The 11,141-nt window shown below is 56.8% G+C and carries 6 protein-coding genes; 2 read left to right on the plus strand and 4 right to left on the minus strand.

Features of this window, described 5'->3' with window-relative positions:
• Positions 1–94 precede the first annotated feature (94 nt).
• Complete coding sequence (locus EKD03_RS15135; RefSeq protein WP_129632660.1) at positions 95–1,645, plus strand: CHAT domain-containing protein; 1,551 nt, start codon at positions 95–97, stop codon at positions 1,643–1,645.
• A gap of 172 nt (positions 1,646–1,817) precedes the next feature.
• On the opposite strand, the gene EKD03_RS15140 is transcribed toward EKD03_RS15135, so the two are convergent.
• From EKD03_RS15140 to EKD03_RS15155, 4 genes are all read right to left on the minus strand, one after another.
• Complete coding sequence (locus EKD03_RS15140) at positions 1,818–7,877, minus strand: tetratricopeptide repeat protein (RefSeq protein WP_129632662.1); 6,060 nt, start codon at positions 7,875–7,877, stop codon at positions 1,818–1,820.
• Positions 7,878–8,153: 276 nt separating this feature from the next.
• The gene (locus EKD03_RS15145) at positions 8,154–8,594 is read right to left on the minus strand and encodes a type II toxin-antitoxin system VapC family toxin (RefSeq protein WP_129632665.1); all 441 of its coding nucleotides are present in this window, start codon (positions 8,592–8,594) and stop codon (positions 8,154–8,156) included.
• Positions 8,594–8,878, minus strand: coding sequence for a hypothetical protein (locus EKD03_RS15150; RefSeq protein WP_129632668.1), 285 nt, complete (start codon positions 8,876–8,878; stop codon positions 8,594–8,596). The genes EKD03_RS15145 and EKD03_RS15150 overlap by 1 nt, the downstream gene beginning before the upstream one ends.
• Before the next feature lie 92 nt (positions 8,879–8,970).
• On the minus strand, positions 8,971–10,371 hold the full coding sequence (locus EKD03_RS15155; RefSeq protein WP_161569280.1) for an NYN domain-containing protein: 1,401 nt from the start codon (positions 10,369–10,371) through the stop codon (positions 8,971–8,973).
• A 185-nt stretch (positions 10,372–10,556) separates the two neighbouring features.
• On the opposite strand from EKD03_RS15155, the gene EKD03_RS15160 reads away from it, so the two are divergent.
• Positions 10,557–10,790 carry a type II toxin-antitoxin system HicB family antitoxin gene (locus tag EKD03_RS15160; protein ID WP_174842886.1) on the plus strand — a complete coding sequence of 78 codons (234 nt, stop codon included), beginning with the start codon at positions 10,557–10,559 and terminating at the stop codon, positions 10,788–10,790.
• Positions 10,791–11,141: the final 351 nt, after the last annotated feature.

Here is an 11,141-nt window from a genome sequence, read left to right on the forward strand (position 1 = left end):
GGGGGTGTGGTGTTTTGTGGGGGGGCGTCTGTGTCGCCTCCGAAGATCTTGTTTGATGTTTGGGGCGTAGCCCCATAGAAAATCCCATCAATCAATGAATCCTCCTTCGCATGAGAATCTGGAGATCAGCCTAACCCGAACTGCTACGGGGTATGCGCTTACGCTGCGTCTGATGGAACGTAACCTGAGCCGTGGCCCTTTTCCGGTTAGTGTGGGGCAGGATGCGGATCTTGAGTCGCTCTTTGCATCTGAAGCGGGGCAGGCGTTGCGTGAGTTCTATGCAGCCGCCACCGGGTCTGGTAACGATCTGCATGTGCGCTTGCTGGTGCCGCCCGATCTGCACAGACTGCACTGGGAAGAACGGCTCCTATCACCGGTGACGCAAAAGCCCATGGCCTGTAGTGGCGACCAGTGGCTCTCGCGCTACCTGAGTGGTGAGGGGTATCGGAGCGTATCGCTACGGCCCAAGGGCGATCTGCGTGCCCTGATTGCGGTGGCCGCACCCACTCCAACGCCAAGATTCCCACTCGGTGTTATTGATGCGGATAAGCAGATCGCTCAGGTTGTGGCGGCTTTAGACCAGATACCCCATACCATCCTTGGTGATTCCGAAAACTCGCGCACAACGTGGGATCGTCTCGCGGATGCCCTGCGCGATGGCTATGACATCCTCTACCTTGTGGCGCATGGGAAGCTCATCAATGGTGAACCTATCCTGTACCTCGTTGATGCGAACAATGCTGCTGTTCCATGTCGAGGTAGCCAACTCGCTGATCTACTGGAAAGCCTTGGTGTGCGTGTGCCACGTCTCGTCATCCTCGCTAGTTGCGAGAGTGCGGGTGATGGCTACAGCGATGCACTAGCAGCGCTTGGCCCACGTCTCGTCCGTGCGGGGGTGCCTGCGGTGCTGGCGATGCAGGGTACATTCAGTATGGCGAGTAACCAGCGTTTCGTGGGGGTCTTTTTTCGGGAACTTCTGCGCGATGGCCTCATTGCCCGTGCGGTGAATATGGCGCGTCAGGCGATTCAGGATCACCATGATTGGTGGATGCCAGTACTCTATACGCATCTTCCCCACGGAGTACTCTGGGAGGTGGAGGCAGCGCTTCCTTCTCCATCGGTGAGACAGACTGAACCTGCGCCGCTCGTCTTTATGAGCTATAACCGCTTTGATGATGAGTTTGAAGGTGGGGCGATCACGCGCTTGCGGGCGGAACTGGCCCGCACACTTCAGTTCCTCAGCGGCGAGACGATCACGATCTTTCAGGATACCGATGCAATCCGCTTGGGGCAGAACATTCAGCAGCGGGTGGATGATGCGCTTGCGCGTGCGCTGCTCTTCATCCCGATCATCACGCCGGGCTACCTGAAGAGTGCGGCGTGTCGGGCGGAGTTGCAGGCATTTCTTCAGCGTGAGCAGCAGTTGGGGCGCAACGATCTGATCTTGCCCATCGCGTATCAACGGGTTGCGCGCTTTGATGCACTTGTGGCGGGCGATCCGTTGCTGGCACACCTAGCGCAACGCCTGATGCTGGATTGGCATCAACTCCGTGGCCTCCCCTTTACGGAGCCACGGGTACGTAGTGAGTTGGAACGGGTTGCCGAGCAGATTATCAGCCTGCGCGATGCGCTGGGGCCGGTGTGAGGTAACTATTCACACTTGGGGTGGAAAGCCTTAGGCTCACGCGAAGGCGCGAAGGTTTGGGTCTAGGCTCACGCGAAGGCGCGAAGGCGCGAAGGTTTTGGTATAGGCTTTGCGCCTTCGCGTCTTTGCGTCAAAACGGTCTAAGCAGTATTGGGCGGGTCACGACGCGCCCCTACAGCAACGCTGCGACCTGCTCGGTTTCGTATTGGTTGTCGAGTTGCGCGAAGAGCTGTTGGGCTGCCAGCAGTTGCTCGCGGCCGCGTTCAGCTTCGCCCACCTGCTGGAAGAAGCGGCCTAGCTCCTTGTGCAGGAGCGCCATGTCGCGGCGGCGCTGGCGGGTGCTGAGTTGGGTGAAGGTTGCGGCGATCCGTGTGTGGGCCGCTTCATATTGCCCCGCCCGCCATGCCACCCGCACCATACCCAGTTGGGCCTTGCCCCAGAACCTGGGATCATCGAGGTTGGTGTAGATCTCCAGTGCCCGTGTGAAGTGCGCTGCCGCCTGGGTATCGTCATGTGGCTCGGCGCACCAGCCTAGCCCGATGTGCGCCCGTGCCTCTAGGCGGAGGTAGGTCATGTCGAGTGCCGTCGTCAACGCCGCCGTGAAGGATTGGGCCGCCTGCTCCCTATCGCCCGCGAGGAGGGCCGTTTCACCGATGTCGAATGCTACTAACCCGGCATCAAGGAGGCGACCGAGACGCACATACTGTTCCTGGCTTTGGCGTTGCAGATCAAGCGCCTCGCTGTAGCGCTGCTGCGCTTGGTAGATCAACCCCATCTTACTCAGCGTATAGGTGTCGCGCTCATACAACTCCTGCTCGTGCGCGATCTGGCGCGCCTCGGTGCAGCAGTCCAGCGCGGCCTCAAACTGGCCCCAGTCGTGGTAGGCGGCCTCTAGATTGAGCCATAGGTTCAGAACATTGTGCGGTTTGCCCAGGCTGGCATAGCGCTCGCGGCTCTCGCTGAGGATGCGGATCGCCTCGGCGTAGCTTCCCTGGGCATGGTGCAGCCTCCCGATGTCCTGGATGACACTGGCGACATCGGCCTGTTGATCAAGCGCCACAAAGCGCTGGCGGGCCTCTTCATAATGGGCCAGTGCCTCGCTAAATTGACCGGCAATGCGGTAGGTGTCACCCATGTAATCCCACAACCAGGCAACATTCTGTGGGCGCTCCATCTGGGTATAGATCTCGCGGCTCTGGCGCAGGTAGTCGAGTGCCTGCGGGAAATCGCCGCGTAGTTCATAAACCCATCCAATGTCGCATAAGGTACTCGCCGCGCTTACTTGGTTATCTAGTGTGCGATAGCGATCTAGTGCCTCCTGGTCATAACCCAAGGCTGTGTCGGCCTGTTCCCAATGCCGAGCGTTGATACCTAAATGGTATGTAAGATTTGCGATGTTGATCAGGCGTTCAAGTTGTATATAGAGATCGCGGCTCTGAATAAAGTGTTGCTCAGCTTGGGCAAAGTTGCGCTGATCGCGATAGATCATGCCTATCTCCCAGAGGGTATTGGCGACTGCTGCGCGTTGATCGAGATCGCGGTAGCGTTGCAGTGCCTCTTGGTAGCAGGCAATAGCTTGCTCAAATTTGTTCCAAAGCCGATAGGTCGATCCCAGATGTTTGTAGATCTCGGCCACATCCTGGGGCTGGTTCAAGTGCGTAAAGGCATCGCGGCTATGGGTGAAGTAGGCTATCGCCCGTGCATACTGGCCCTGATCACGGTAGACAGCGCCCAGGTTACGCTCAATTGCGGCCATAAAGTCGGGTATGTCCCGCTCGATGGAGAGTTTTAGGGCCTCTTCATAACAGCCGATGACCTGCTCAATTTTGCCCCAACTCTCGTAGACAAAGGCGAGATCTGCCAGTGAAGTAATCACATCATGGAAATACCCTAGTGCCCGGTTCTCTTCGCGGCTGCGACTGATGAACTCCACCGCTCGTGCGTAGTCGCCCTGGGCATAGGCGGTCTGGCCGATGGCCAACAGGATATCGGCGACCTGCCCGCGTTGCCCGAGTTGCTCGTAGCGTTGCTGGGCTTCGGCATAGTGCTGTAAGGTGAGATCATACTTATTCCATAGTCGGTAGATCTGGCCTAGTTGCTGCCAGAGGCTCGCCACACTCGATGGATGGTCGAGTTGGCTATAGCGCTCACGAGCTTGGGTCAGGTAGGTAATCGCCTGGGCATAGTCGCCCTTTTCCTGATAGAGAAATCCCAAATTCCAGAGCGTATTCGCTATACTCCGGGGCTGATCGAGCAGTTCGTAGCGGCGCTGGGCCTCGCTATAGTGGCGGATGGCCTCGTCGTACTTGCCCCAGTTGCGGTAGACCGAGCCTAAATCCGACCAGAGTGAGGCAATGTTACTCGGCAGGTCTAGTTGGGTTACGATCTCTAGGCTGCGGTTAAAATAGGTGACTGCCTGGGCATACTCACCCTTCTCGTCGTACAACCAACCCAACCCATCAAGCACTTTGGCGCTTTCGGCGGGCAACCCCAGCGCATCGTAATGCCGCCGCGCCTCGTGGAAGCATTCGCTGGCCTGATCAAACTTGCGCCATCTCTTGTAGGCCCAGGCCAGAAAGTGCCACAGATTGGCAACCTGACTGGGCTGATCAAGCTGGGCATAGAGGTCGCGGCTCTGCTCAAAGTAGGCTACTGCCTGGGCATAGTTGCCTTGGGCTTGGGCAGTGCGTCCAATATCGCGCAGCAGCCCCGCCACGCTATCGTGTTGGCCGAGGGCGGCATAACGCTCGCGGGCTTGGGCATAGTAGTCGAGTGCCAACTCGAATTTGCCCCAGAGGTGGTGGGCAATGCCGAGGTTCCAGAGCGATTGGGCAACCAGAATGGGGCGATCCAGGGCTAGGTAACGCTCGTAGGCTTCGGTATAGCTGGCCACAGCACTGGCTTGGTCGCCCCGGATACGCTGGAGCATCCCCTGCGAGGTAGCCAGATTAGCCAACTTCTCCTGCGCATCCAGTTCAATGTAGCGCACCCGCGCTTCGGCATAGTGAGCCAGTGCGGCATCGGGTTTGGCGTTCCAGCCATAGGTATCGCCAAGCATCCGCCAGAGTTCAGCCACCGCCGTGGCCTGCCCCGCTGCCTGGTAGCGGTCGCGGCTCTGCTCTAGGTAGTGGATGGCCTGGGTATACTCACCCTTCTGGCGGTAGGTGAGTCCCAGATCGGAGAGGATGTCGGCGGCCTGCCCGTCGTTACGCAACTCATCGGCGAGGCGCAGCGCGGCCTGGTAGGCGTGAAAGGCATCCTCAAACTTGCTCATATCACGGTAGGCTTTGGCCAACATCCGCCACGCACCAACCAAACGATCCGGTTCGCTCTTCTCTTTGGCCAGATCGCATGCCTGCTGGAAGTAGCGGATCGCCTGTGGGTATTTGGCCTGCTTCTGGTAGGTCTCACCCAGCGCCTGCAACAAATCAAGTTGAATACCGGGGGTTGTGTGCAGATCGTACTGTAAGCCGCGTTCTAGCAGGCTAATCGCCTGCGCAAAACTACCCTGGATGCGGTAGGCATGGCCAAGCTGCACGATACAGCGCAGGATCGTCTTCTGCTCACCAATCTGCTCGGCCAGGTTCAGGGCAGCTTGAAGGCGCTCAATCGCCTGATCATACTGTCCCAACTCGGCATCGCACATGCCATGGTAGGCCAGCGCCAGCGCCGTCCAGGTTGGATAGTGGTCAATGCGCGGGTGCTGCGCCGGCAGGCTGAGGCTGAAGCGAGTCGGATCGGTGGTGGTGGTAGTAGCCGGCGCGGACGGTGCAGGTGTATCGGACAGACTCTGCATCACCGCGATGATGCGCTGGGCGATGCGTTCAATCTCACTGCGCACTTCCGGGTCGTTCAGGCTGCGCTTGCGGAAGGGCTGCCAGTTGACCCCCATGCGCTGGGCGAGTTCGCGTACCAGCAGGTCGCTCATCTCTGGAGCCTGCTCTGGATGTTCGCGCAGCGTATCGAGATCCTCCACCGGGTGGTAGTAGATCCAGATGATCAGATCGTTGCGACCGAGTTGGCGTTCGCGGTTGAGGAAGAGCGCAATATCGCGGCGGCATGCCTCACTGGTAAAATAGTTTGGTGTAATAATCGGCACCAGGATCATCACCTCACGCAGCGAGCGGCTAATCCGCTCCTGAATGGGCTGCCCCAGATCCACCCCCGTACCCTCCTGAAAGATCTCCACCTCCTCACCGCTATGGAAACGCAAGGCGCGCCGCAACTCCTCACGAAACTGCGAGAGTGCGCCGGTCTCGTAGGCATCATCAAAGGAGGTGTAGCTCATAAAGACCAGCGGCTTACTCGTCACACTCGTAGCCACAGCCGGTTGCTGCTCGCCGTTGCACAACGGTGCGGCCAGCGCATAGGTATCACAGAGCGTGCGGGCGGCATCATAGGCCAGCGTAAAGGCATTGCGTGCCGCGTCGTAGTTAGCATAGGGCCACTGCATACGTAGATGCCCCAGGGTCAGTGCGAAGAGGTAACGCTGTGGGCGGGGCAGATCGAGCATACCCAGATCCGCCTCCAGGATGGCACACGCCTTCGCACTATCGCCACGCGCCAGCGCGATACAGCAGCGATCCAGGTCATAGAGATTCATCGTATTGACCGGCACCGTCCAACTAATCAGTTGGGTCAGTTGCTGGGCATAGCGATAATTCCGATCATAGAGTGCCTCAGCAATATACTTAAAGAGCAGTTGCACCCCGACATGCTCATCGGCCTGAATATGGTGGTAGAGATACTCCTTGGTGAGCATCTGCCACTCCTCACTCCTCCGCCCCGCACTATCGGTATCCTGAGCCACCTGCTGGGTGAGGTAATACTCAGCAGCGCGGTGGTGCAGTGATTCGTAAATATCAGGGACGCGGTTCTTCAGGCTACGCAAGATATAGTCACGCACCAGATCGTGGAGCATAAACCCAGCCCCAGCGCGGCGCACGAAAGAGTAGCGGATCAGGCGGGCATACTGCTTCTGGGACAAGCCACCCGCACCAACCAAAGCCAGCAGCCGCTCATAAGTGAAAGAGGTGAGCACCGCAGCGGCCCAGATCGAGAGCCGTTCAGCGGGCGGTACCTGATTAAGCAGGCGCTCCGTGACGTGATCCACGATCTGGAGGCGCTGCTCATGGGTCGTGAGTGGCCCGGTCGGGAGATCATCACGAAAGAGCGCCAGCGCCTCCTCGGTACTGCTGGTACGTTCGGCTGCATCAACCGCCAACCCGACCGCCAATGGCCAACCGTGGGTGAAGTCAAAGATGCGCTCGGCCAGATTGATGTCTGGCAGATTGCGCTTCTGAAGGTAATCGGCCACCTCTGGTTGGGTAAAGGGGCGCAGTTCAAAGAAATAGGTGATATTGCGCCACGAACCATCGAAGCGATCATAGAGCGACTGACGGCCCGCCAGCACAATCACGCGCTCGATATTCAACTGGGCCAAGAAGGTATCGCGAATCGCCGGATCAAAACTATCCACCTTCTCATAGGTATCGAACATCAGGACAAAGAGATTATCCCCACACACAAGTTCGAGCGCATCAGAGAAGGCCACAACCAGCAGCGGTTCGGGCTGCATAAAAAACTCAGCATCATCAAGATTACCGAGGGTACGGAAGAGCCACTCGCGCTTATCCTTGGGAGTTTTGCCATAGCCATCGGGCATCGCTTGTAGCGCATGCTCTTCAGCAGCGGAGAGCGGAAGGGCGTTGCGGTCAGTGGAATGCACATAGGCCAACGCCACCTGGGTTGGTGCCTGAGGCATCGTCGTCTGCGGCGGCGCATAACCACCCGCCAACTGTTCGCGGCGCACGCGATCTTCCAATTGTTTATAGCGTTGGTAGGCCGTATCGAAGCCCGCAAAGGGATGCGACTGCATCACCTGTTGGAAGCGCGTCTGCGAAAAGTGGCCACGGATACGGCGCATCAGATCGATCAAATCAGTGATGCTATCGCCACCCTCCAACTGGGCATCAACATAGACATACTCGATCTTCTCAGCCTGACAGATAGCCTCAAACTCGCGTAGCAGCGTCGTCTTGCCAATTCCACCCTGGCCGTGGATACTAAAGACCCACTTCTCCTCCGTTTCGTTACTCTCAGGATGCGCGAGCGCACGTAATGTTTGGAGGAACTGCGCCGTCTCCTCCTTCCGCCCGGTGAAGAGATTGCGGCGACGCTGCTGCATCTGGGTGGCAAGGCGGCGATCTTTCTTGGCGGGTTTATCACTCATGAGGGGGCACCTCCATGAAGTTCAGTTAGGGTGGAGTGTGGGGGGGGAAGTTGCTCTGAGTTTGTAAATAGTCTACATGTTAGTATAGTGTATTTATGCAGTTATTGTGTCCCATATACACAATCTTGTAGCATAGCTATTGAACACCACCACCTGGATTGGGCGTAGCGATCACCTCCCGGTGATGGCGGGTCTTGGGCGTTGAGGGATGTGGAGGGGGATGATAGTTTGTGGCTTTTCTGCATCCCACGTTCACTGTGCGGAATCGGGGGCGTTTTAGGTGCTGCTACCTGTAATTTCAGCCAGTGCTTCATCTGGCGTAAGGACACGCACAACCGAAGCCGCTCGTTCGCGCTGTTCGCGGTCGAGTGAGACCAGGGTGCAGCCATAATGTCGAGCCACCGCAACGTAGATAGCATCGGCACCACGCAGCGCCCGGTCGGCGGCGAGGTTGGCAGCTTCCTGCGCTAGTGTGTCATTGAGCGGGATGAGTTGGACATGTTTGAAGGCGGTGATCGCCTGGGCGATCATCCGCCCACGAATTGGATCACGCCGCGTTCGACTGACTGTTGCCGCAACTTCGGCCAAAAGCAAGTTTGGTACGATGATCTGGTATTTCTGTTGATCGAGTACTTGCAGAAGATCGCGACAAACCACATAGAACGGGCTTGTTGGGTCTGCGTCGCGTGCGAAGATGTTCGCATCAAGAGTATACATTACTCATTAACCTTGCCTTCAAGTAGATCTGCACGATGCTGACGATCAATATCAAGCTGCTCGCTCATACTCGGTGAGACCGGGCCAAGCTTAGCAAAGTGGGCGCGAATTTCGGCGAGTATGGCGCGAGGATCAGGCTGATTGTTTATAGGTGTAGGTTGCTCTTGCGCAAGGTCTTGCACCACCTGAGCCACAAGCCGCGCCTGGGTGGTACGATCAAGACGCCTGATGATCATAAGAGCTTGATCATAGTCAGTTGTCACTGTCTGAGTTGACACTGTCATAATGGCACCTCCCGTTGAAAATCATTGGGCTATCGTCTATACTGGAGTATAGCACGTCTATTCGGTTTCAGCGCATCTAATCCGTCACATCCTCACTTCTTCCGCAACCGATACTGGCCTGCATTCACCTTCTTCAACTCAAAGAGATCCGTGTGCGCTTGGAGTAGTAAAGTCAGGCGCGAATGGCCGTATTGTTTGGATGTGAATTTCGGGTCAATCTGCTTGAGTTGTTGGCCAATCGTAGACATCGTCATCCAGCCATTCTCTTTGGGAGCCTGTTGCCACGCTTGTTCCAAGAGCGTGCGTATCCTACTTGGAGCCGCCTTCTTTGTCGGTTTGGGGGGCGTAGTTGGAGCACTGGGTGTCGCTTGTGTTGGTGTGGGCTGTGTCCGTAGTACCATCATGTGCGAAGGGTTCTGGCTGTCTGGTTCGAGCCTGAAGAGATCATTCCGCTGCTTAATCAGTTGGGCGAATTTGGCATGGCCGTAGCCTTCAGGCTTAAGATGGGGATGGAGTTGCTTGATCGCGTTGATGAAATTTGAGAGTGAAACCGTACCGCGTACTCGCTGTACTTCTTCCCACACCGCGATGAGGATCGGTTCGATGCTGCTCATCTCTTTTGGCTGACTCACGCTTGGTTGTGGGGAACCTACTTTGGTTGCGGTTGGGCTAACTGTGGTCTGCTTGGGTGGCGCAATGGCGGGCGTGGGATCGGCTTTGGCAGGTGGCGGCGCAACGGCGGGCGCGGGGGTGGTTTTGGCAGGTGGTGGCGGCGCAACGGCGGGCGCGGGGGTGGTTTTGGCAGGTGGTGGCGGCGCAACGGCGGGCGCGGGGGTGGCTTTGGTTGGTGCGGGTGATTCCGTCAGATCTTCCAAGGAGATAAAGACGTTACTCATCTGCACCAGCGAAGGCAACGTCTGAGTACGACCAATCAGCACGACGGTGCGTTGGGCGGCGCGCAGGCGGTGGATAAGTGGTGTGTAGTCGCTGTCACTGGCAACAAGACAGAAACAATCAATCGCATGGCTGTGCAGCAAATCCATTGCATCAATAGTTAAGAGAATGTCGGTCGCATTTTTGCCCGTTGTGGTCGGCTCATGGTGAATCGGTTGGATGGCGTAGCGTGCAATGGGGTCAATCCAACTCCGCGTACTGCCTATCGTCCAGTTGGCATAGACGCGGCGTACCCGTACATCACCAAACTCTTTTGCTTTGGCCACGACCTGGGCGGCCACACTGGAGGCGCAGTTCTCGCCGTCTATGAGCAGTGCCACTGATGGTTGGGCAACATTTGGCGTTGCTGATTGAGGTGGAGTGTCGGGTTGTGTATTGAGCGGCGCTGTATCCGATGATGGTGGTTCTGCTGGATCGCTAGGTTGTGGATTGAGCGACGGTTCATCCGTCTGGCCAAGGGTGCGTAACACCATCTCGTAGGGATTTGTCAACCAGCGGCTTAACCAGTGCTCAGATTCAGATGGGTTGGTAAGACTCATAGGTGAAGATGTTGGTTTGTCTGAACGTGCATACCCTATCCATGATACGCAAGATTTGTTGATACGTTTCATTCATCTTGGGGTTGGGACTGCCCTGAGTTTGTCCAAAGGTGTATCCCACAAACGAGCTAGAACTTAGAACCAAAACAGGCTAAAATAGAGTATATCTAGAACAAGGAGGAGCTATGACACCACCGATAATGTGGACTGCCGTCTTTGAGCAGACTGATGATGGCTGGTTTGTGGCTTGGATTGAAGAACTTCCAGGGGCTATTACCCAGGGTGAAACGCTGGACGAAGCACGTGAGAATTTGCAGGAGGCTGCTGCGATGGTGCTTGAAGCTCGGCGCGAACTAGCAATCCAAGAGACACAGGGGCATATTGTCGTTCGTGAACCCTTTGTCTGGGCGCCAGTATGAAATGTACTGATCTGCTGCGCCACTTACGCAAACATGGGTGCGAACTGTATCGTGAAGGGGCTAAACACTCGCTTATGCGAAATATGACCAATAATCGGGTTGCTGCGGTACCGCGACATACCGAGATTAAAGAACCAACTGAATGCTAACTGTTCACACTTCTCCTAGCTTCCAGATTTTGACGCCAAGACGCAGAGGCGCAAAGCCTGCAACAAAACCTTTGCGTCCTTGCGCCTTTGCGTCAATACGAGATTTCTTTTACCCCAAGTGTGAATAGTCCGTAAATTAAGTTTCCAGGTCTTTTTGCGACATAGCACTACCCACCCGCTCACCTTGAACGCCCGCAACGGG

It is taken from the genome of Candidatus Oscillochloris fontis, from assembly GCF_004138135.1.
Classification (GTDB): Bacteria; Chloroflexota; Chloroflexia; order Chloroflexales; family Chloroflexaceae; genus Oscillochloris; species Oscillochloris fontis.